The organism is Anabaena sp. FACHB-595 (assembly GCF_048568275.1).
Lineage (GTDB): Bacteria > Cyanobacteriota > Cyanobacteriia > Cyanobacteriales > Nostocaceae > Trichormus.
In genome coordinates this window covers 5,917,756-5,940,000 of record NZ_CP183473.1, presented here as the reverse complement: position 1 = coordinate 5,940,000, position 22,245 = coordinate 5,917,756, and the positions used below count along the sequence as shown (strand labels likewise).

Annotated in this window: 17 protein-coding genes and 2 rRNA genes (1 of these 19 only partly in view); 12 read left to right on the top strand and 7 right to left on the bottom strand. The window is 41.5% G+C overall.

The features are described from left to right. Positions 1–51: ribosomal RNA gene (locus ACN222_RS24855) — 23S ribosomal RNA — on the top strand (it extends 2,777 nt beyond the left edge of the window). A 59-nt stretch (positions 52–110) separates the two neighbouring features. After that, positions 111–228: ribosomal RNA gene (gene rrf / locus ACN222_RS24850) — 5S ribosomal RNA — on the top strand. Between the two features lie 67 nt (positions 229–295). Here the strand turns inward: rrf and recR are convergent. The 5 genes from recR to ACN222_RS24825 all read right to left on the bottom strand — a co-directional run bounded on the left by recR (position 296) and on the right by ACN222_RS24825 (position 5,849). After that, a complete protein-coding gene (gene recR / locus ACN222_RS24845) occupies positions 296–862 on the bottom strand; it encodes a recombination mediator RecR (RefSeq protein WP_041456203.1) in 567 nt (188 codons plus the stop codon). Between the two features lie 218 nt (positions 863–1,080). Further along, positions 1,081–2,649 carry an alkaline phosphatase D family protein gene (locus ACN222_RS24840; protein WP_044522427.1) on the bottom strand — a complete coding sequence of 523 codons (1,569 nt, stop codon included), beginning with the start codon at positions 2,647–2,649 and terminating at the stop codon, positions 1,081–1,083. Between the two features lie 120 nt (positions 2,650–2,769). Then, on the bottom strand, positions 2,770–3,447 hold the full coding sequence (locus ACN222_RS24835) for a DevA family ABC transporter ATP-binding protein (RefSeq protein ID WP_010999101.1): 678 nt from the start codon (positions 3,445–3,447) through the stop codon (positions 2,770–2,772). 28 nt (positions 3,448–3,475) lie between these two features. Further along, on the bottom strand, positions 3,476–4,633 hold the full coding sequence (devC, locus tag ACN222_RS24830; protein ID WP_010999100.1) for an ABC transporter permease DevC: 1,158 nt from the start codon (positions 4,631–4,633) through the stop codon (positions 3,476–3,478). Positions 4,634–4,649: 16 nt separating this feature from the next. Beyond that, the gene (locus ACN222_RS24825; RefSeq protein WP_010999099.1) at positions 4,650–5,849 is read right to left on the bottom strand and encodes an ABC exporter membrane fusion protein; all 1,200 of its coding nucleotides are present in this window, start codon (positions 5,847–5,849) and stop codon (positions 4,650–4,652) included. A 128-nt stretch (positions 5,850–5,977) separates the two neighbouring features. Here ACN222_RS24825 and ACN222_RS24820 point away from each other — a divergent pair, with 128 nt between their 5' ends. The 7 genes from ACN222_RS24820 to ACN222_RS24790 all read left to right on the top strand — a co-directional run bounded on the left by ACN222_RS24820 (position 5,978) and on the right by ACN222_RS24790 (position 14,511). Further along, a complete protein-coding gene (locus ACN222_RS24820) occupies positions 5,978–6,517 on the top strand; it encodes a PadR family transcriptional regulator (protein WP_010999098.1) in 540 nt (179 codons plus the stop codon). A 460-nt stretch (positions 6,518–6,977) separates the two neighbouring features. Beyond that, complete coding sequence (locus ACN222_RS24815) at positions 6,978–7,130, top strand: hypothetical protein (protein WP_010999097.1); 153 nt, start codon at positions 6,978–6,980, stop codon at positions 7,128–7,130. 171 nt (positions 7,131–7,301) lie between these two features. Then, the gene (locus ACN222_RS24810) at positions 7,302–9,398 is read left to right on the top strand and encodes a hydantoinase/oxoprolinase family protein (RefSeq protein ID WP_010999096.1); all 2,097 of its coding nucleotides are present in this window, start codon (positions 7,302–7,304) and stop codon (positions 9,396–9,398) included. Positions 9,399–9,510: 112 nt separating this feature from the next. After that, positions 9,511–11,067 carry a hydantoinase B/oxoprolinase family protein gene (locus ACN222_RS24805; protein ID WP_010999095.1) on the top strand — a complete coding sequence of 519 codons (1,557 nt, stop codon included), beginning with the start codon at positions 9,511–9,513 and terminating at the stop codon, positions 11,065–11,067. A 96-nt stretch (positions 11,068–11,163) separates the two neighbouring features. Further along, positions 11,164–12,543, top strand: coding sequence for a glutathione-disulfide reductase (gene gor / locus ACN222_RS24800; protein WP_010999094.1), 1,380 nt, complete (start codon positions 11,164–11,166; stop codon positions 12,541–12,543). Between the two features lie 74 nt (positions 12,544–12,617). Next, positions 12,618–13,271: a YqiA/YcfP family alpha/beta fold hydrolase gene (locus ACN222_RS24795; RefSeq protein WP_010999093.1), complete on the top strand. Its 654-nt coding sequence runs from the start codon at positions 12,618–12,620 to the stop codon at positions 13,269–13,271. An 85-nt stretch (positions 13,272–13,356) separates the two neighbouring features. Then, positions 13,357–14,511, top strand: coding sequence for a histidinol-phosphate transaminase (locus ACN222_RS24790; protein WP_010999092.1), 1,155 nt, complete (start codon positions 13,357–13,359; stop codon positions 14,509–14,511). A gap of 41 nt (positions 14,512–14,552) precedes the next feature. Here ACN222_RS24790 and ACN222_RS24785 read toward each other — a convergent pair whose 3' ends face one another. Continuing rightward, on the bottom strand, positions 14,553–15,092 hold the full coding sequence (locus ACN222_RS24785; RefSeq protein ID WP_010999091.1) for a hypothetical protein: 540 nt from the start codon (positions 15,090–15,092) through the stop codon (positions 14,553–14,555). 825 nt (positions 15,093–15,917) lie between these two features. Beyond that, the gene (locus tag ACN222_RS24780) at positions 15,918–16,562 is read right to left on the bottom strand and encodes a GNAT family N-acetyltransferase (RefSeq protein WP_231865493.1); all 645 of its coding nucleotides are present in this window, start codon (positions 16,560–16,562) and stop codon (positions 15,918–15,920) included. Positions 16,563–17,244: 682 nt separating this feature from the next. Between ACN222_RS24780 and ACN222_RS24775 the strand changes: the two genes are divergently transcribed. From ACN222_RS24775 to ACN222_RS24765, 3 genes are all read left to right on the top strand, one after another. Continuing rightward, positions 17,245–20,712: a response regulator gene (locus ACN222_RS24775; protein WP_010999089.1), complete on the top strand. Its 3,468-nt coding sequence runs from the start codon at positions 17,245–17,247 to the stop codon at positions 20,710–20,712. Positions 20,713–20,765: 53 nt separating this feature from the next. Further along, positions 20,766–22,028 carry a hypothetical protein gene (locus tag ACN222_RS24770; protein WP_010999088.1) on the top strand — a complete coding sequence of 421 codons (1,263 nt, stop codon included), beginning with the start codon at positions 20,766–20,768 and terminating at the stop codon, positions 22,026–22,028. Positions 22,029–22,100: 72 nt separating this feature from the next. Continuing rightward, positions 22,101–22,232 (top strand): hypothetical protein, encoded by a 132-nt coding sequence (locus ACN222_RS24765; protein ID WP_269083584.1) that lies wholly within the window; start codon positions 22,101–22,103, stop codon positions 22,230–22,232. Positions 22,233–22,245: the final 13 nt, after the last annotated feature.

Genomic DNA, 22,245 nt, shown 5'->3' with positions numbered 1-22,245 from the left:
TGCAGTAATGTATGAAGCTGAGGAGTACTAACAGACCGAGGGCTTGACCTCACAATCTTTGGCATATCGCGTTTTTTGCAGTCTTCAGGGTTTCTGACCCTACAAGTTTTCCTGGTGCCTATGGTGCAGTGGTACCACTCTGACCCCATCCCGAACTCAGAGGTGAAACGCTGCTATGGCTACGATAGTCTAGGGGTTGCCCTATGCCACAATCGCTCGGTGCCAGGTTCTATTTTTTAACTAAGAAGGCGTTCTCATGATTTGAGACCGCCTTTTTGTTTTATCTATTTTATGCTTAATCTAATTCTCTACGTCCTTCTAAAGCTCTTGCCAATGTTATCTCATCAGCGTATTCTAAATCTCCGCCTACGGGCAAACCAAAGGCAATTCTTGTCACTTTAGTAAATGGTTTCAAGAGTTGACCAACATACAATGTTGTGGTTTCCCCTTCGACGCTGGGACTAATTGCCAAAATTACTTCTTTTGGTTGCTGCTGACTGACTCTCCGCAACAAAGGAGTTATGGTCAACTGTTCTGGGCCAATTCCATCCATTGGCGAAATCACCCCACCCAGGACATGATACTTACCTTTGAATTCGCGGGTTTTCTCTAGGGCAATCACATCGCGGGAATCTGCTACTACGCAGATAGTATTATTTTCACGGTTAGGATTGCGGCAGATTTCACAAACTGGTTCAGAAGATAAGTGAAAGCAGACAGAACACAAGCCTATCTGTTTTTTCGCCTCAACTAGAGCTTGTGCTAAAGCTTCTACTTCAGATTCTGGTCGCTTCAAAATATGCAAAGCTAGACGCTGGGCTGTCTTGGGACCAACTCCAGGGAGGCGTTGTAATTGCTCAATTAAGCGTGCTAAAGGACGTGCGTAAACCGTGGTCTTGTCTCCAGAATGCTTTTACTTTAACTATGATGGCATTTTTACACGATTTTTGATTGCTCAATTAATTGAGCAAAACTGAGTAGGCTAACGTTTGAGAAGCGATCGCACTTACTATTACATCATAGATAAAAAAATAGGAGAGGTGAAAAGCTATCGCTCAATCCTCCCCTAAAATAGATCTATCACGCTGTTTTTGCGCCTGGTTGCCCGTTTTCTACTACAAAGGAAGCGAGGGTGCTAATAGAAGCATTCTCTTCAAGGATGCTAGACACAACACGATAATCAGTTTGCCAACGTTCTCTAGTTAGTTGGCAACGAACATAACCGCGATAAGCAGCATCGAAGAATTTTGTATGGGGGTTGTTACTCAGAGCCGCTTTAACTGGTGCGATGGAATTTGTAGGGAAGTTAGAAGTAATGGAAGTACCCACAAACTCAGTCCCAACGGTTGCTGACAGTGGATTATTGAAGTCAGTTTTTAAATCATGTACCCAACTGGAATGGATATCTCCAGTAATAACTACTGGGTTAGAAGGTTTGCGCTGTGCTAAAAAGCTCAAGAGCCGATTACGAGCAGCTACATAACCATCCCACTGGTCAACATTGAAGACTTGGGAATCTGGACGAGCATCGAAATCAAATTGACCAAGCATTGTTTGTTGAGCAATTACATTCCAACGCGCTTTTGATTGGTCTAGTCCTCTGAGTAACCAACCTTCTTGTCTTGCACCTGTCATAGTCGCTTTTGAATCTAAAGCTGCATCACAACGTGGCTTGAGTCCATCATTACAAGGTTGGTCAGTCCGGTATTGGCGAGTATCTAAGACATTGAACTCGGCTAAATCCCCAAAAGTTAATCGTCGATATAGCAGCATACTAGACTGCTTCGGCAAAGAAGATAGGCGCAATGGCATATGCTCATAGTAAGCTTGGTAAGCATTGGCTCGTCGGCCTTCGAATGCTTGCCGACTCTGGTTATCTTCAGGTATGAAGTTGGCATAGTTGTTATCTACTTCATGGTCATCCCAAGTAAAAATCCACGGGAAGTTAGCATGAGCTGCTTGTAAATTTACGTCGGTTCTATACAAGGCATAGCGGTTGCGGTAATCGCTAAGGGTAACGATTTCTGGGCCAATATGCTGACGTGGCGCACCAGAACGAGGCCCATACTCATAGATGTAGTCACCCAGATGCACTACTAAGTCAAGGTCTTCGTCAGCCATGTGCTTATAGGCTGTGTAAAAGCCATTCTGCCAATCTTGACAAGAAGCAAAGGCAAAATTAAATTTTTGAATAGAGCTATGAGGTGCTGCGGCTGTACGTGTGCGTCCTTTAGGGCTGACTTCATTACCCACTTTGAATTGATACCAGTACCAACGATCAGGCTCTAGCCCACGCACATCAACGTGTACTGAGTGAGCTAATTCTGGTGTTGCTAAAACTGTTCCTTTTTGTACAACTTGTGTCATATTTTCATCCCGTGCGATTTGCCACTGCACAGGAACATTGACCCGTGACATACCACCCCCATTTACTGGATCTGGTGCTAGTCTTGTCCATAACACCACGCTATCAGGTAAGGGATCTCCAGATGCAACACCTAGACTAAATGGATAGCCAGAAAATGTTGTTTGCGCCATCACAGGATGCCATTGGCTGGCTACTACTAACCCTGTGATTAATCCTGCACCCAGTAAAAAATTCCTGCGTTTACAATGGGTTGCGAGGAAGTTGCGATTTATTAATTGCATATTCACCCCTACTAAGATTTTGAGATATTGGCAAACTACTTGAGTTTGTCTAACTAAGCAAGAGAAACTTATCAATAAATCATCAAGTAGGGTTTAAGACGATGTTAAGTGATTGGTCAATTAACTTTGACGCAAATAACCATCCTCCATGTGAATAATGCGATCGGCAATATCTAAAATGCGATTATCATGAGTGACTAGCAGGATTGTGCAACCTTGTTCTTTAGCTAATTTCTGCATTAAATTGACGACATCTCGCCCAGATTTACTATCTAAAGCGGCTGTTGGTTCATCGGCTAATACTAGTTTAGGGTGATGTACTAAAGCACGAGCGATCGCTACTCTTTGTTTTTGTCCACCTGAGAGATCATCTGGATAATAATTTAGTTTTTCTTCTAAACCTACAGTTGTTAGCATTTCTGCTGCTTTTGTGGCTGCTGTGCTGAAGGAAATTTTCTGGTTCATTTCAAATGGCATTTGTACATTCTGTTGGGCTGTGAGAAACCCTAGAAGGTTATGGGCTTGAAATATATAACCAATATTACGCCGCACTTCCACCATTTCATTTTTAGTAGCACCAGATAGTTCTTTACCTAATATTTCCAGGCTCCCTGATTGCACAGAACGCAAACTACCAATGAGTGTAAGTAGAGTAGTTTTCCCCGAACCAGAGGGGCCAGTCATGATAACAATTTCTCCTGGTTGAATTGTTAAATTGATATCAAAAAGTATCTGCTTTTTGAGTGAACCTTCACCATAATAATGATTGAGATGAGAGATATAAATGGCAGGTAACATAATAATTAATAACTAACTATATTAGTGTTTAGAAAATATCGGCCGGGTCAGCAGCTTGTAATTTTCTGATGGCTAGTGAGGCAGAAATTGAACACATCAAAGTCGTGAGCATAAATATCAGCACTGCTCTATCTAGTGTCATCATGATGGGGAGGAGTGTTGCTTGGCGCGTAATCATATATAAGCCTTGGGAAATAGCAATGCCAGGAATAAAGCCAATAGCGGCTAAAATCAAAGCTTCTTGAAAGACGATTATGAGTAAGTAGCGATTTTTGAAACCTATAGCTTTTAATGTTGCATATTCTGGTAGGTGATCAGAAACATCACTATAAAGAATCTGATAAACGATAACTGCACCTACCATGAAGCCAATTATTACACCTAAAGTAAATGTAAAGCCTACGGGTGTGCTACTGTTCCAATAGCTTTTTTCTTGGTCGGCAAACTCTTGTTTTGTTAAAATATTTATATCATCAGGAAGATTAGCTTTTAAGTTAGCTAATACCCAATTTATATCTGCTCCTGATTCTAACTTAATCAAACCTAAATCAATTAATCCTGGTTGCCGTCTTTGATTAAAGAGGCGGAAAAAATTCACATCACTAGTAATGAGGTTGCCATTGATGCCAAAAGAAGTTCCTAATTTAAATAAGCCAACAGTTTTAATTTGACGATTATTAATTTCTGTGGTGAAAGTGCCACTAGTTTGAAATTTAGAAACAATCTGACCAAATTCCTTGCGAGAACCTAGATCAAACAACACAGTATCAGGTTCTCTTAATTTAGTTAAATTCTCTTGTACACCAGCTAAATTAAGTACTTTTTCTTCAGGATTAAAAGCAATAACGTAAATATTCCAAGTTTCTTGATTATCAGGATTTTTCCAAGGAATGGGATCGACATAGATGGGACTGACTGATTGCACACCAGTAAAACCCATTGCTTGATAAAGTCTGCGTTGGGAAAAACGCTGCTGTGAAAACAAGGATTTGTAACGACTACTCACCAGCACGATCTCACCTTCCAAGCTGTTGTGTAGTTGCACAGCGCCATCAAACAAAGCTTCGCGGATACCAAGTTGTAAAAACATCAGCACATCTGCAAAAGCAATGCCGGCGATCGCCACTACCATCCGTGCTTTTTCCCGCGATAATTGCAACCATGCTAAAGGAATTTTTCTTTTCATAGTTAGTTGTTGGTTTTCAATTTAAGGCGATCGCTACTTTGACTTTAGAGTTAGTTAAACCTGTAACTCTTTGGCTAGATTCGGGGTTGAGACGGATTTTTACTTCTACCACTCGTGCATCGATATCGGCGGCTGGATCGGTGTTGAGTACGTCTTTTTTGGCAATTAGTAAGCCAATATCCTCGACGGTTCCTGTCAATTCTCCGGGTAGGTTGAGTTGAGTTACAGTTGCGCGTTGTCCAATTTTGACGCGGTTGATATCAACTTCATACACTTCTGCAACTACATACATTTGATTAGTTTGTCCGATTTCTACAATACCTTTGTCGCTGACTACTTCCCCAACTAAGGTATGGATTTTCAGGATTTGACCAGCTTTAGGCGACTTTACATAAGTCAAGTTTAAATTAGCTTGGGCTTCTTGGACTGCGGCTTTGGCACTTTCAACTTCTGCTTGTGCTGCTTGCACATCCGTGGGACGCACCTCTGCAATTTGGTTTAAGGTGGCTTTTGCTTGTCTAAGTCTTTCTTGTAGGGTTTCTGATGTTTGGCTGCGATTAGCTAAGGCTTCCCGTAAACTTTCTTCGGCGGTTTCTAGAGTTAGTTTTTTACTATCTCTAATAGATACGGAAACCGCGCCATCTGCTTGCAGCGATTGATAGCGCTGATATTCAATTTGAGCATTTCTAACTTCTGCTTCTAAGCGCCTCACTGTCGCCACTCTGGCTGCAACTTCTTGGCGTAGTTCTGCTGCTAGTTCTGCAATTGTGGCTTGTTGAGCAGCAATTTCTCCCTGTTTGGCTCCAGCTTTTACTTGTGCTAATTGGGATTGTGCAACTGCGACTTGTTGCTTGGCTCTATTCAAAGCTGCTAGCCGAGTATCGCGGTTATCTAGGATAGCAATTATTTGTCCCTTGTTGATGCGATCGCCTTGTTTTACCAACAGTTCTGCTATGCGGTTACTACCAGCCGTCTGGGAAACTGACACCTGTACCACTTCACCCTGCGGTTCTATCCTCCCCAAAGCAGTAATAGCCTTGATTGGAGGACGGTTATCAATCACCATTGGGGTAATTTCTTTCCCCGGATTTCCCACGCCAGAGAGTAAATACAACGAACCAGCGACGCTTGCCAAAGCTATGGCAACTATACCGAAAATGATCGTTCTATTAGGATAGTTGAGATTCCTGAATCGGTCTGGATGGAGGTTTTGCATAAGTCATCGCCTAGATGTTGGCAGACAAATTTACTGTATACAACATTTTATAATCATAAAATTTTATTCAACTTGTTGTATACAAGCTCTAGTGTACACTTAAGAAAATATCTGTCAAGTAGTTCTTTATGGGTTTATCGCAAGCAATCCTGACCTGTTTAATTGATGCTCCCCACAGTGGTTATGATCTTTCTAAAGTTTTCAGCGAATCTGTAGGTTATTTTTGGCAAGCTTCCCAGCAACAAATCTACAGAGAACTAGGTAAACTGGAGTCTGCTGGTTTGATTGTGTCCGAGGTGATTCCCCGTGAAGGTCGCCTTGATAAAAAAGTTTACTCAATCACCGAACAGGGAAAGCAGCAGCTGATTGAGTGGATGCACAAACCCAGCGAACCTGATGTAATCAGAGAAGATTTGTTAGTCAAAATTTTTTCCGGTGGTCTAGTACCAGTCAGTCTATTGATAGAAGATGTCACACGTCATCGCCGAATCCATTTAGAAAAATTACTTACCTATGGAGAGATTGAAAAAGAGAAATTTCCATACCCGAAAGAACTCAATAAGGAAGAAAAATTGAGAACTTTAGTTTTAAAGGCGGGTATTAAATATGAGCAAGCCTGGATAGAGTGGTGTGATGATGCGCTTGAAGTTTTAAAAAATCTACCATAGGAAGGAAGATAATTATGCTAAATATTTAATATTGACAAAATAAAACCCCAGAAATGAAAAATTCCAGGGTTATCCTCGTGAACCACAGTTTTATTTTTAAACTAAAAATTATAGAAAATCAAATTCTATTTGGACTTATTTTTGGACTTATGTCTAACTGACCAAGTATATAAAATCTAGTTTTTATAATAAATTTTAGTTTGTTTCAATCATTCCTGGGAAAAATACATAGTTAGTAACTATATTTAGCAATTTATTTCTAGAGAAGAACTTAGCAATTATGTCTAAAAATTTAGTCAGAGATACTTGATTTATATCAACTATTCATCAAGAATGAAATCAGCCTCTAGAAAATAGTAGGCCATCTTGGTAATAACCTAACCTTATCCAATGTCCGTAGTCCGCGCAAGCGGACTTTATTTATATCAGCTATTATGTCCGACTATTTCAAAAATCAAGTATGAATCCTACATATTCTATTTTTAATCACTTGGGTTTAGTTACCGTTGGTGCAATAGGAACAGCTTATATAGTTGTAGTTGGCAAAGCCAGCACAGCAATTATCAAAGAAATTACCGACTGGACGGGGCCATTAGGATGGGAGGTTCCCTAATTTGTTTATTTGGTGTAGCCTGGGCATTACACTGCGTGCGATCGCCTATATTCCGAAAGAACGCAACCTGCCTAATTTAGGGTTATGTACTATAAACCATCAAAAACAGCATAAAGACTTCTCTTTTACACACCTCATGGTTATCATACACATATCCGTATAAATAGGGAAATGTTAAAAGTATTCGCTGACCGGGGTGGTACATTCACAGATATTGTTGCTGTTACCCATAATCAAGAGATCATAGAGAGATTATCAAAGTCAACCGAACGTTTTCTGATTGTTCCTCTGCCTAATCAAGAATGGATAATAGTATATAAATTACTCTCCGAAAATCCTGAACAATATCAAGATGCAGTTATCCAAGGTATTCGAGATATCATTGGGCTGTCACGGAATGAACCCATTTCTGATGAAGCAATAGAAGTAGTCAAAATGGGAACAACAGTAGCTACAAATGCTCTGTTGGAAAGAAAAGGAGATAGGGTTGTCCTACTGATTACCACAGGATTTAAAGATGCGTTAAGAATTGGCTATCAAAATCGTCCGAACATTTTTGCACAGCGAATTGTTTTACCGACAATGCTTTATGAACAGGTAATTGAAGTAGAAGAACGCTATGATGCCCAAGGAAATGAATTAACACCTGTCAACATTGCCCAGGTCAAAGAAGATTTACAAGCAGTTTACCATACAGGCATTCGTAGCTGTGCCATTATTTTGATGCACAGCGATCGCTACCCCATTCATGAACAACAAGTAGCCCAAATCGCCCAGGAAATTGGCTTTACTCAAATCTCCATTTCCCACCAAGTTAGTCCCTTAATGAAGTTAGTAAGCCGAGGAGATACAACAGTAGTAGATGCTTATTTAACTCCGATTTTACGGCGCTATGTCAACCAAGTATCTCATCAGTTGCCTAATATCAGATTAATGTTCATGAAATCTGATGGCGGTTTAACGGATGCTGATAAATTTCAGGGAAAAGATAGTATTTTAAGCGGCCCGGCTGGCGGTATAGTTGGCGCAGTTCAAACTAGTAAAAGAGCAGGCTTTGAGTTAGTAATTACCTTTGATATGGGTGGTACAAGTACAGATGTTGCCCATTTTAAAGGTGAGTATGAACGTCAATTAGATTCGGAAATAGCTGGTGCGCGGATGCGAGTTCCCGTATTAGCAATTAACACTATTGCGGCTGGTGGCGGTTCAATTTTATTCTTTGATGGTTCTAGTTATCGTGTCGGCCCAGAATCGGCTGGTTCAAATCCTGGGCCTGCTTGTTATCGGCGTGGTGGACTTTTGGCTGTCACAGATGCCAATGTGATGTTAGGTAAAATTCACCCCCAATATTTCCCTTCTGTGTTTGGGACTGATGGCAATTTACCTTTAGATAAAGATATTGTCATTCAGAAATTTACTCAACTAGCCCAACATATTGCAGATGTCACAGGAAATTATCGTACACCCGAACAAGTAGCGGCTGGATTTATTGCCATCGCAGTAGAAAATATGGCAAATGCGATTAAGAAAATCAGTCTCCAACGCGGTTATGATGTCAGCGATTATGTACTTTGTTGTTTCGGTGGCGCAGGCGCACAAGTTGCTTGTTTAATTGCCGATACATTAGGCATGAAAAAGATATTTCTTCATCCTTATGCTGGGGTTCTTTCTGCTTATGGTATGGGATTAGCTGATGTCCGTGCTACTAGAGTCGCCGGAGTAGAACAATTTCTAACTGAAGCATTAATTCCTCAATTATTACAGTTAATGGAGTTTTTAAAAACCCAAGCCAGAAGTGAATTTAGTAATATTGAAACAATTAATAATGAGATAGTAGTAAGAAAAGTAAATTTAAAATATGCAGGAACTAACTCTACTTTAACAGTTGACTTTTCCTCAGATGTGACAACGATGAAACAAGAATTTGAAATAGAACATAAATCTCGTTATGGTTTCATCCAGTCAGCGAAAAATTTAATTGTTGAATCTATCTCAGTAGAAGTGATTCAACAAATGAATACTCCCGAAGAACCGTTAATTATCCGTAACCCTTCCATAGAGGAAATACCCAAATCTGTTGAAATAGTACAAATGTTTACAGCAGATAAATGGCATAATACACCCGTTTACCGTCGAGAAGACTTACAACCGGAAGATAGTATTAACGGCCCTGCCATCATCATTGAAAAAATCAGTACGATTGTAGTTGAGCCTAATTGGCAGGCAAGATTAACTGAACGCAATCATTTGATTTTACAACGGGTTTAAACAAGAGATTAGAGTCTAGAAACTGATATTTTTGACTCAGCATTCGTTACTTTCTTGGAAACTGCTAGTTTTAAAAACTAAAATTTGACAATATTTTTGGAACATATTAACAATGTACACAACATCTCAACCAGACCCCGTTAGGTTAGAAATATTCAAAAACCTCTATCAATTCATCGCCGAACAAATGGGGATTGTTCTACAAAATACTGCCGCATCAGTCAATATTAAAGAAAGACTAGATTTCTCCTGCGCTATTTTTGATTCATCAGGATTATTAGTCGCTAACGCCCCTCATATTCCTGTACATTTGGGGTCAATGAGTGAAAGCGTCTGTAGTTTAATTAATGATAAAGGCGAAACCATCAAGCCAGGGAATGTCTATCTATCTAATAATCCCTATAACGGCGGAACCCACCTCCCAGATGTCACAGCCATTACCCCCGTCTTCCCAGAAACTCAAGAAAATCCCCCGACACCATTATTTTACGTTGCTTCTCGCGGACATCAAGCTGATATTGGTGGGATTACTCCCGGTTCCATGCCTCCCCACAGTACTACAGTAGAAGAAGAAGGTATTCTTTTTGATAATTTTCTCTTAGTTGAAGCCGGAAATTTTCAGGAAATTCAAGTTAGAAACTTGCTGGCAAATCATCTTTATCCTGCCCGTAATCCTGACCAAAATATTGCTGATTTTCAGGCACAAATCGCCGCCAATGAAAGGGGAGTTAAAGAACTACATAAAATGGTGGCTCAATATGGATTGCCAATAGTCCAAGTATATATGAAATTTGTCCAAGATAATGCGGGAGAGTCAGTAAGACGGGCAATTGATGTCCTCAAAGATGGCACGTTTATTTATGAAATGGATGGCGGCGCTAAAATCCAAGTCAAAGTAACTATAAATAGAGAAAAGCGTAGTGCAGAAATTGATTTCACTGGCACATCTGAACAATTAAATAGTAACTTTAATGCTCCCAAAGCAGTCACCCAAGCAGCAGTTTTATATGTCTTCCGGACGCTGGTTGATGATAATATTCCCCTCAATGCTGGGTGTCTTAAACCTTTAGACATTATCGTTCCTGAAGGATGTATGTTAAATCCAACTTACCCCAGTGCAGTAGTAGCAGGTAATGTGGAAACGTCCCAAACCATCGTTGATGCTTTATATGGTGCGCTGAGTGTGATGGCTGCTTCTCAAGGAACCATGAATAATTTTACCTTTGGGAGCGATCGCTATCAATATTATGAAACAATCTGCGGTGGTTCCGGCGCAGGCTCTAACTTTGATGGTACCGACGCAGTTCATACCCACATGACTAACTCTCTCCTCACTGACCCAGAAGTATTAGAAACTCGTTACCCTGTACTTGTGGAAAGCTTTAGTCTGCGTTCTGACAGTGGAGGTAAAGGAAAATATTCCGGCGGTAATGGAGTCGTGCGCCGCATCCGCTTTTTAGAACCCATGACAGCGAATATTCTCTCTGGACATCGCTTAGTTCCTCCCTTTGGGTTAAATGGTGGAGAAGCCGGACAAGTGGGACACAACCGGATAGAACGTCACGACGGAACCCAAGAAAATTTAGATAGTACCGCCACAGCAGAAATGCAGCCTGGGGATGTTTTTGTCATAGAAACCCCTGGAGGCGGTGGATTTGGTTCAAAATGAAAGGTAATAGGGGAGGAACTGATGACTGTTGACAACTGACAATTGACAAATAACAACTGTTACATTAAATATCAGCAAATAGTATGTTAGGTTATTATGACTTTTGATTATGACTTGTTTGTAATTGGTGCTGGTTCTGGTGGTTTGGCTGCTTCTAAACGAGCTGCTAGCTATGGCGCAAAAGTAGCGATCGCCGAAAATGATTTAGTGGGTGGAACCTGTGTCATTCGGGGTTGTGTACCCAAAAAACTCATGGTTTATGGTTCTCACTTTCCCGCTTTATTCGAGGATGCAGCAGGCTATGGTTGGCAAGTCGGTAAGGCAGAATTAAATTGGGAACATTTCATTACATCTATAGATAAGGAAGTCCGGCGACTATCCCAACTGCACATCAGCTTTCTAGAAAAAGCCGGGGTAGAACTGATCTCTGGTCGTGCTACTTTGGTAGATAATCACACAGTAGAAGTAGGCGAGCGTAAATTTACCGCCGATAAAATTTTAATTGCCGTTGGTGGTCGTCCCATCAAACCAGAGTTGCCAGGGATGGAATATGGCATCACCTCCAACGAAATTTTTCACCTAAAAACCCAACCAAAACACATCGCTATCATTGGTTCTGGTTACATCGGTACAGAATTTGCCGGAATCATGCGTGGTTTGGGTTCACAAGTCACCCAAATTACCAGAGGTGACAAAATTCTCAAAGGTTTTGATGAAGACATCCGCACCGAAATTCAAGAAGGGATGACAAATCACGGTATTCGGATTATTCCTAAAAACGTAGTTACAGCTATTGAACAAGTACCAGAAGGTTTGAAAATAAGTTTATCTGGTGAAGACCAAGAACCAATCATTGCCGATGTATTTTTAGTAGCTACAGGACGGGTTCCCAACGTAGATGGTTTAGGTCTGGAAAATGCTGGTGTTGATGTTGTTGACAGTTCTATAGAGGGGCCAGGATACAGCACCATGAATGCCATTGCAGTGAACGAATACAGCCAAACCAGCCAACCCAATATCTATGCTGTTGGTGATGTTACAGACCGCTTAAACCTCACTCCCGTAGCCATTGGTGAAGGTCGCGCCTTCGCCGACAGTGAATTTGGCAACAACCGCCGAGAATTTAGCCACGAAACTATTGCTACTGCTGTATTCTCTAACCCACAAGCCTCTACAGTCGGACTAACGGAAGCCGAAGCACGGGCAAAACTCGGTGATGATGCCGTCACAATATACCGCACCCGCTTCCGCCCCATGTATCACAGTTTCACAGGCAAACAAGAGCGCATAATGATGAAATTAGTGGTTGATACCAAAACCGACAAAGTTTTAGGCGCTCACATGGTGGGTGAAAATGCTGCTGAAATTATCCAAGGTGTAGCGATCGCTGTCAAAATGGGAGCAACCAAAAAAGACTTCGATGCTACCGTTGGCATTCATCCCTCCTCCGCCGAGGAATTTGTCACTATGCGATGAAGTAAGTAGGAAGCAGGGAGCAGGGGAAAGAAAATTGACAACTGTACAGACGCGATTAATCGCGTCTCTGAGCAATGACCAAATACATCTACCTCCACGGTTTTGCTTCCAGCCCCCTATCTGCGAAAGCACAAGATATTAGCAAGCGTTTCGCCCAAATTCACATACAGCTAACAATCCCTGATCTCAATGCTGGTGAATTTTCTCAGTTAACAATCACGCGCCAAATTCAACAAGTTGCCGCAATTTTCCCTGATAATTCTGAACCAATAACGCTGATAGGTTCTAGTTTAGGCGGTTTAACTGCTGCTTATCTAGGACAGCGATATTTACAAGTACAACGCTTAGTTTTATTAGCGCCAGCATTTGGTTTTTTATCCCATTGGTTGCCCAAAATGGGTGAAGAAGCTGTACAAAGTTGGCAACAAAACGGATATTACCCGGTTTACCATTATGGCGAAGGGAAGTCGCTTCCCCTAAGTTACAATTTCGTCACAGATGCGGCTCAATACCAAGAAGACCAAATACAACGCCCCGTCCCCACCTTGATTTTGCATGGCAAACAAGATGAAGTCATCCCCATCACAGCCAGCCGCGATTTTGCTCATTTCCGTCCTTGGGTGGAACTAATAGAACTCGACAGCGACCACGCCTTAGGTAATGTCATGGAAGAAATATGGCAAGCAATTAGCCTATTTTGTCAGTTACCCGAAAGCGGTAGAATATGAACTCTCCTGATAAATGTTTTGTGTCAGTTGTTAGTTGTAATTTGCTATTGACCACTGACAACTGACCACTGACAACTGATTAATTATGCTTCCTTTTATCCGCTCAGATTTAGCCCAATTTAACGCCTACAAACCTCATCCCAGCAGCGATACAGCCTCAGCCGTCCCGCCCCAATTGGATCGGTTGGATACTAACGAAAGCCCCTATGATTTGCCTCCTGAGTTAAAACAAAAGCTCGCCTGGACTTTTCAGCAAGTAATTGAAAGTAATCGTTATCCTGATGGCGGACATGAGACACTTAAAAGTGCGATCGCCGAATATGTCAACGAATCCGCTAATATTTCATCATTACGGTTTACCGCCGCTAATATATCTGTCGGTAATGGTTCGGATGAATTAATCCGTTCTTTATTAATTGCTACGTGTTTAAGCGGAGAAGGGTCTATTCTCGTTGCTAATCCCACCTTTTCCATGTATGGGATTTTGGCACAAACTTTGGGTATTCCTGTCGTGTCGGTATCAAGGAATCCTGATAATTTTGCCATCGACTTAACAGCAGCTCAATCTGCAATTGAACAAACTCTAAATCCTCCCATTCGGGTGGTGTTCGTCGTTCATCCCAATTCCCCCACAGCTAATCCTTTAACTGCAAATGAGTTGAGATGGTTGAAAAGTCTCAGCGAACGAATTTTAGTAGTAGTTGACGAAGCTTATTTTGAGTTTAGCCAAAATACCCTAGTCAGCGAATTGGCACAGCGTCCTAATTGGATAATTCTACGCACATTTTCTAAAGCTTTTCGATTAGCAGCCATGCGCGTTGGCTATTGTGTCGCTCATCCAGAAGCGATCGCTATTTTAGAAAAAGTCCGCTTACCTTACAATCTACCTAGTTTCTCCATTGCATCTGCTTTAGTTGCCTTACAAAATCGCGCCATCTTACTAGAATCCATTCCTCAAACTCTAGATGAACGCACCAAGCTGATTAATGCCTTCTCTCAGCATCCTGCACTAGCCGTTGCAGAAAGTGCCGCCAACTTTATTTTCTTGCGTCTGAAAGCAGATAGTGACAATTCATCAGACACTACTTTACTAAATCTTCATCAACAACTCAAGAATTCTGGCACATTAGTACGGCAAATAAGCGGCGGATTGAGAATTACCATAGGTACACCTGAAGAAAACATCCGCACGCTTAACCATATACAAACAGCCTTAATAAAGCCAGAGCTTGTAGGCTAGAGGAGACACAAATTACCGATTACCAATCCCCAAATATCAATCTATTCCGTTTCACTACCCCAACGACGTACCATTCCCGCAGTTTGTGGTAGCACTCCTACTAACAAAGCAAAAGCAACATCGGGTAAATCAGCTACCGTCGTAGGTGGAAAGTATTGCTCGAACTGATCCAGAATCTTCTGCACTCGCTGCTGAGGTACTGGGTTTTCTGTAATTTGTTTAATTAAACGAATCCATTGTCGTCGGATTAAATAAGCTTTTTGGCGTTCTTCATAAGATTCAGGGCTTAACAAAGAAAGATTGCCTATGGGTATGACCTTTTGGCAATCACAATCATAGTCCCCACCAATCGCTGCCCCTGGACCCGCAAATTCTGCATGGTAGCGCTTAAATAATATTAATCCGTTCCGTCTCCGACTATTGACGATAAAAACTTCTCCACTGTGCAGAAGTGTCAGAACGTCCGAGCTATGTGATTGCTCAGTCCCATCTAGCATGACAAAATCGTCAAGGCAACTTGTGTCAGGGTAGTAAGTTGATACCATAGTAGTTTGATAGCGGTGGAGTTTTTCGCTATCCATGTTTTTGCAAACTTTTTAATAACTGAGTTGTGTGGACAACTTAAAGTGGATATTTATGGTTAAAACCACTTCAGTTTTTATTGCTTCTTAGTAATATAAATTGGTTGTTCAATTTAACTAAGATACAAATATATTAATGCAAGTCATTAATCGAGTGATCACATTGTATGTGAATTAATCAATATTGTCTCTAAAAATACGTGCATTTTGTTTAAAGTTTTGATAAAGTCTAATATATTTAATGATAAGTTATTGTAAGGATTTAATAATTTATTTAAGGTAGTTCTACTGATATTGCTGTTTATCTAAAAATTGATATTTCGCAATATTTTTATTTGGTAATATTATAGCAAATTCACGTTTTATATGAAGATGAGATATTCATATTATATTTCTTGGTCGAAATAATATAAAGTCAATCAAAAAGCTGAGATAGCATTATTTCCACAGAAGAGTTAGTACAAATTCATTTAGAACCATCCTCACATAAGGATTCATAGCTATTGTCCGTAGAGGCTAGCACTAAGGCAAGAAGGAATGATAGCATACAGCTTTATGAAGTTAATCTTACTGGAAAATCTATGAGTGTCTTATTAGTGAGTGGTGAATGCTTACTAATTCATAAGATTTAACCAAAATATTAAGGTGATTGATAAAAGTTTATGAATTAAAAATTCTGTTCAGAGAATAATAATTCCATGATTAAGTACCTCCTAGAACATAAATTTTCAATCACGACTGTATGAGACTCCTATAGAGGTTGTTCTCTACAATGAACCGAAAAGAACCGTTTTATCACTGCACTTTTTCTCACAAACAATTAATTTAGCTAGTGGAAATGATATTGATGTGTTTGTGCAGAAGAATGTGTTGAGAGCGGCGAAATAAAAAACTATTCCAGTGAGAATCAATTTTGTGTACCTGATATCCTAACTTAAAATAGAGCTGACGCGCTTGATAGTTATTTTCCAGAACGTGCAGGTATAAATTCTGAAATCCCCATTCTTGGGAAACTTGCTCACATTTGACAAGCAATTTTGAAGCCACACCATGCCTACGGTATTGAGGATGAACCGCTAAATTAGACAGGTAAGGAAAGCTTTTGCCCGTCTGCGTCCAGTAATCACTAAAACGTACGCCAACTTCTACCGTTCCCACTAACCGATCAACTCCATTGTTGGTAGTTTCCACAGCAACCAAACAAAGGTGATGGGGGGTAGGCGATAATAGGCGATGTTTGAAATCTTCATAAATACCCAAGCGGAGTAGTGGAAAAGCCCATCCCCAGAAACCATTCTGAGAGTGAAAACTTTCCGCAATAATTTGGGCGATACTAGTCAAATCAGCAGGTGTAGCAGCACGAATGTGAACCTGGTGAGAACTTGGCTTAGTATCTGCTGTGACTGGCTTGTGGCTAGATGGATCAAAAAACCAGGATGTCAAGGCTAGTTGAATATTTATATTATTCAAATAAAATCTTCTCAAATATTCTAAACAGCAACTGGGAAAATTGAACTTGTAAATTGATTTAATAGTCAATGGTCAGTGGTCAGTTGTCAACTATTATTCCATCCGTCTCCTTAGGCTTTCGCACTCTTAGCCCAATTCTGTTCGGACGGCGACGTAAAATTTTGAGACTTCGACAAAACTTAGGCAGTCTGAGCGCTCAGTGTATCACAAATTTAGTGCGAAGACTCTCAGATACTCGGCTAAGACTTCCTTGTGGGATGCTACGCTTACCTCTCTGGGGAAGCAATGCTCTGTCATATCTTTTAATACTGACGCTTACGGAGAAAGCCTAGCCCCTAATTGCTGTCCTCTTACTCTAAGATAACTGCTATAAATAAAATTTACTTAAATGTGTTAGCACAACTGTCACAACGGGCAAACTTAATATGTAGCTTCATCTAGTTGGTTTTTGCACCAGACTCGAAGAATGTATACAGTAAGACTGAAATGTTTTTGTTGGAGGTGAGGCAAGATTTGACTAATAAGCATCAAATCTGTAAAGCAAAACTTGATAACGAGACCAATTGCACTGCACTAGCGCAAATGGCAGCCCTAAAAAGCCATTGAGGCAAATTACTGTGAACCAATCCTTCCCAATGAGATTAACCTTTATCCGACTGCCGTTACAGCAGGAAAGCGGTGCATGAAATCCCCAGTAAACAGTAAGCCCAAAATTTTGGTTGTTGATGATGAGCCAGACAACCTTGACCTGCTTTACCGCACCTTTTATCGTGACTACAAGGTGCTGAGAGCTATATCTGGCCCTGCGGCACTGGATCTGCTGGCGCAAGAGGGAGAGATCGCAGTGATCATCTCCGATCAGCGAATGCCGATCATGAGTGGTACGGAATTTTTGAGCCTGACAGCTACACAATATCCAGATATTATTCGGATTATATTAACTGGTTACACTGACGTAGAAGACTTAGTAGAAGCAATTAATGCTGGTAAGGTATTCAAATATGTCACCAAACCTTGGGAAGCCGAAGAACTCAAAGCAGTAGTCCGCCAAGCCCTGGATACTCACAATGTTCTTAAAGCCCGCACTCGTGAACTAACCCGCACGCTGCGTCAAGAGTCACTGCTGAACACCGTCACCAATACAATTCGTAGTGCTTTAGACTATCGACAAATTTTGCAAGCAATTGTCGATACAGTTGGTCATATGTTAGAGGTGGATGTCTGTTTATTACGTTCTTTTCAAGATGGTCAATTAGTAGATGAAGGATTTGTCTACCAAAAAGATTCTCCAGCCGCAGTAGAAAAAACTATACATGATTCTGCCCCTCTGACTATTCTGGCTGATACTGTCTGGGAAACCCGCGAAGTGCAGATAATTCATGATGTGGCAGGTGATGAGCGCATTCACGGAGATAGCCCCGAACTACAGCACAGAAATGATGCGTTTGCTGCGGCTGATATCCGTTCTAGTTTAGTTGTGCCACTGATTTGCCAACAAGAACTGATGGCTGTTTTGGCACTGCATCAATGTTCCCAAGCACGCGTCTGGGGAGAAGAAGAAGTGCAGTTAGTTTTGATGGTAGCAGATCAAGCTGCCTTGGCTTTGTCCCAGGCTTATGCTTATGAACAGGTACGGGCGCTGGCAAAACGAGAGTCCTTGATCAATACCATTACAACAGCGATTCGCTCTAGTCTCAACCCTGAAGATATTTTTGCAGCAATTACCCAAAAATTGGGGCAAGCTTTACAAGTGGATGGATGTGTCTTGTCTTTGTGGACGGAAGAGGATGAGTTTGTCAAGTGTGTAGGCTTGTATGATAGTTCTCGACATAGCGAAGACTCACTAGACAATCACCGTCTGATAACTCAGGAATTACCAGAGTCCCAAGCACCTATTTTAGAAAATCCAATTTTACAGGAAATATTAAAAACCCATGAGCCTGTAATAATTACGGATATGAATCATTCGGATTGGGAAACCAAAAGGTTTGATTTACATTTGAAAATGCCAGCGCGATCGCTCATGGTTGTGCCTCTACTGGCGGATGGCAAATGTATAGGCAGTATTACCCTGCGAGAAGGGAAGAGAGCTAGGCAGTGGCTATCAGCTGATATTGAACTGGCAAAAGCTGTAGCCGCACAAGCAGCGATCGCCGTACAACAGTCCCATTTATACCAGAAAACCCGCGAACAAGCCGAGCGCCTGCTGCAACTAGACAAGCAAAAAACCGAATTTTTTCAAAACATATCCCACGAATTTCGTACTCCCATCACCTTAATTCAAGGGCCGTTAGAATCGGCAGTGGGAACAGGGGAGGGGTTATCTTATGCCCAAAGTGCGATCGCCTTGCGTAACTCCCGACGGTTGTTGCGGTTAGTTAACCAACTACTAGATTTGCAACGTCTCGATGCAGGGAGAATGCAGCCTAGTTTCCGTCCTTGTGATTTAGTGGATTTTGTCAGTCAAATTGTTGAGTCATTTCGCCCCTACTGCGAAAAAAAGGCGCTACATCTGACTACAGAATTAGATGAATGTCCTACTGTCTATATAGACATGGAAAAATTTGACAAGGTGGTTTATAACTTGCTGTCAAATGCCATGAAATTTACACCAGAAGGTGGCACAATCAGTGTCAAGTTACAATCCCAGGGACACCACTGCATCTTGCAAGTCCAAGATACAGGTATTGGCATTGTTAAAGAGCAAATTCCCCATCTGTTTGAGCGCTTCCGCCAAGCCGAAGGTTCAGAAAATCGCTCCTATGAAGGTAGCGGCTTAGGTTTAGCCTTAGTAAAAGAATTAGTAGAACTACACGGTGGTAGAGTTACTGTCGAATCAGTCTATGGTAAGGGTACAACCTTTACCCTATGGCTAGTTATCGGTAATGCTCACTTACCTCTACAGCAAGTATCAGATACGCCTGTTGAACTGACCACTAGCCGGGCTAGTGTAGAACTAGCTGATTTAGAACTGGTAGAACCAACACTAGAAAATATAGATATAGAAACTATTAATCCCTTACCTATTTCTGAGACTCAGCATACAGCAAACAGCACACAGCAATCCACACATTCAATCCTCGTTGTTGATGACAACCCGGATTTGCGAACTTACGTATCCGATATTCTCCGCCGTAGTGGCTATCAAGTCTATACAGCTCGTAACGGCTATGAAGGATTTAGTAAAGTCCAAGAACTGACTCCTAATCTAATTGTTACGGATTTGATGATGCCTTTGGTAACTGGGTTAGAGATGATTCGGATGGTTCGCAACGATGAAAAGGTGAAAGGAACGCCAATCATTTTGCTAACCGCAAAGGTGGATGAGGAAACCCGCATCGAAAGCACAGAACATGGGGCGGATGCTTATTTAGCAAAACCATTTAATGACCGGGAACTTCTGGCAGAGGTTCGCAATCTTCTAGCTTTGAAGGAAAATGAAAAGCGAGTTTTGGAGTTAAATACTTACCTAACAGAATCAGTTCTTAAGCGCTTTTTGCCGCCTGCTTTGGTGTCGAAAGCGGCTGCGGGTTCTTTGAGCTTAGATTTGCGTCCAGAACCGCGTTTAATTACGGTGTTGTTTAGCGACATCGTTGGTTTTACACAGTTAGCCAACACTCTCAGATCCCGGCGAGTGGCAGAATTACTGAATGAGTATTTAGAGTTCATGACTAAAGCTGTGTTTGATAATGGTGGCACTGTAGATAAGTTTATGGGAGATGCTATCTTAGCTCTCTATGGAGCGCCAGAAGAACTCACACCTAATGAGCAGGTGCGTCGAGCAGTCAATACGGCTAGAGCTATGCACAGCTCATTGGCCCAATTAAACCAGCGTTGGCGGAATCAGGGGATCTTTGATACTCATGATTATGGCGGTGTGCAGTTTCGCTGTGGTATTCACCAAGGGACGGCGGTTGTGGGAATGTTTGGTAGTGCTGAACGTGCTGACTATACTGCCATTGGGCCTAGTGTCAATATCGCTGCTCGATTGCAATCGGCTGCTGTTCCCGGTACAATTCTGGTTTCTGCTGCTGTAGCAGATTATTTACAAGACGAAGAAATTACTAAAGGTAGTCCGCTAAAACTTAAAGGAATAGATGAAACAGTTCTGACTTTTGCTGTGAAATCAGAATTAATGGTTAACCGTTAATATTCACCTAGATTCACTAGCAATAGCTCCGAATCATATATTTATATCTAAATATGACAACATCGGTAGCGGATAAAACTCCCACTCCCGCTAAAGTCTGGCGGAGACATAATGATCCACCTGGTCTATGGTTTGCTGTAGCTATAGGTTCAGCTTCACTCCACTTATTAGCTTTTTGGTTAATACGTTCATCTAGTACTGTGGGTTTGTGGTTTCCACCGCAAGATCAAAGTGTTGTCCCTATAGAGTTGATAGAAGTTACACCTCAGACTAACTCTACAGATGAACCTGCTTCGTCACCACCTCAACAGTCTGTACCAAACACTACCACAACACAACCACCACAAACTTCCATAAATCAGGATGCTGAGATTGTAAATTCTGGTGAGCAATCCCAGCAGGAAAATAATAATGTTGCTCAATCTAAGGTGAAAGTTTTTCCTCAATCGGTATCTACACCAACTACAGAACCAGAACCTACACCTACACCTACCACAGAAGCAGAACCCACTCCTACACCAACCACAGAAACAGAACCCACTCCTACTCCAACAGTTCCTGTAGGTGAACTTCCTTGGAATCGTCGTGAAGAAATCGAACTGGGACAGGGAAAACCCCTACCTTCAGATATTCCACCTGTTACACCGGAACAAGTACAAGAGTCGGAAGCAGTAGAAGACAAAACTCCGCGAGATGAAGAAGACACCCCAGATACATCCTCTGGAGAAACTGCAAACACTCCAACGCAGGATAACCCAGCTAATGCTAACGGTGAAACGGCAAACACTCCATCTGGGGACAATTCACCAACCCCAACAGGAGAAACTGCAAAAATTCCTACTGAGCAATATACACCAACTCCAACAGAAGAACCTGCAAACACCCCCACTGAGGATAATGCAAATTCTACCGCCAGGGGAGCGATCACCTCCGGTGGGCGGAACGCCATCGCCACATTGACTCCTCTGGCAGAGTCAGAAGCACGTCAATTAGTCAATGATTTACCAGAAGTCTTGTCTGCATACCAAGGAAGTAGTTCAAAAACTGTAGACTCTAGCTATCTTCCTGGCGATTCTCCAATTAAGCCGACACAGTTACTAGCCAGTTTGGTAATTGATAAAAATGGTAACTTCCAACAGGCGATCGTGATCAACATAGAGCCAGCAAGTTTACAAGCTGAGAAAAGCTTATATGAGCAACTTATTGGTGATTTGTTCAAAAACGAAAGCTTTACTCCTGGACATAATCGGGATGGAAGCAAACCAGACTTCAGTAATTTTTTTGTCAGAGTGACAATAGAGCCAACTGGTCAATAGTCGCGTCGCTGACTCTAGGTCTTCACCTGATGATTATCTACGAATGTATAATTTGGGTGTGGAGGTAATAGCATGACCCAAGCATTGACCAAATTATTAACCTTCCATGAATTGACGGGATTTCAAGGGAATAGCGCGATCGCATCACCTAGCTTTCCCCAGTTAAATTTAACCGCACAGCAAATTCTTGATGCGGCTAATTAAGGGAGTATTGCAA

Excerpts from the sequence above, each read along its gene's own strand:
- devC (WP_010999100.1), bottom strand. The coding sequence starts at position 4,633 with ATGAAAAGAAAAATTCCTTTAGCATGGTTGCAATTATCGCGGGAAAAA.
- ACN222_RS24825 (WP_010999099.1), bottom strand. The coding sequence starts at position 5,849 with ATGCAAAACCTCCATCCAGACCGATTCAGGAATCTCAACTATCCTAAT.
- ACN222_RS24835 (WP_010999101.1), bottom strand. The coding sequence starts at position 3,447 with ATGTTACCTGCCATTTATATCTCTCATCTCAATCATTATTATGGTGAA.
- ACN222_RS24765 (WP_269083584.1), top strand. The coding sequence starts at position 22,101 with ATGACCCAAGCATTGACCAAATTATTAACCTTCCATGAATTGACGGGA.
- gor (WP_010999094.1), top strand. The coding sequence starts at position 11,164 with ATGACTTTTGATTATGACTTGTTTGTAATTGGTGCTGGTTCTGGTGGT.
- ACN222_RS24790 (WP_010999092.1), top strand. The coding sequence starts at position 13,357 with ATGCTTCCTTTTATCCGCTCAGATTTAGCCCAATTTAACGCCTACAAA.
- ACN222_RS24785 (WP_010999091.1), bottom strand. The coding sequence starts at position 15,092 with ATGGATAGCGAAAAACTCCACCGCTATCAAACTACTATGGTATCAACT.
- ACN222_RS24815 (WP_010999097.1), top strand. The coding sequence starts at position 6,978 with ATGAATCCTACATATTCTATTTTTAATCACTTGGGTTTAGTTACCGTT.
- ACN222_RS24805 (WP_010999095.1), top strand. The coding sequence starts at position 9,511 with ATGTACACAACATCTCAACCAGACCCCGTTAGGTTAGAAATATTCAAA.
- ACN222_RS24795 (WP_010999093.1), top strand. The coding sequence starts at position 12,618 with ATGACCAAATACATCTACCTCCACGGTTTTGCTTCCAGCCCCCTATCT.
- ACN222_RS24820 (WP_010999098.1), top strand. The coding sequence starts at position 5,978 with ATGGGTTTATCGCAAGCAATCCTGACCTGTTTAATTGATGCTCCCCAC.
- ACN222_RS24840 (WP_044522427.1), bottom strand. The coding sequence starts at position 2,649 with ATGCAATTAATAAATCGCAACTTCCTCGCAACCCATTGTAAACGCAGG.
- ACN222_RS24775 (WP_010999089.1), top strand. The coding sequence starts at position 17,245 with ATGAAATCCCCAGTAAACAGTAAGCCCAAAATTTTGGTTGTTGATGAT.
- ACN222_RS24770 (WP_010999088.1), top strand. The coding sequence starts at position 20,766 with ATGACAACATCGGTAGCGGATAAAACTCCCACTCCCGCTAAAGTCTGG.
- ACN222_RS24810 (WP_010999096.1), top strand. The coding sequence starts at position 7,302 with ATGTTAAAAGTATTCGCTGACCGGGGTGGTACATTCACAGATATTGTT.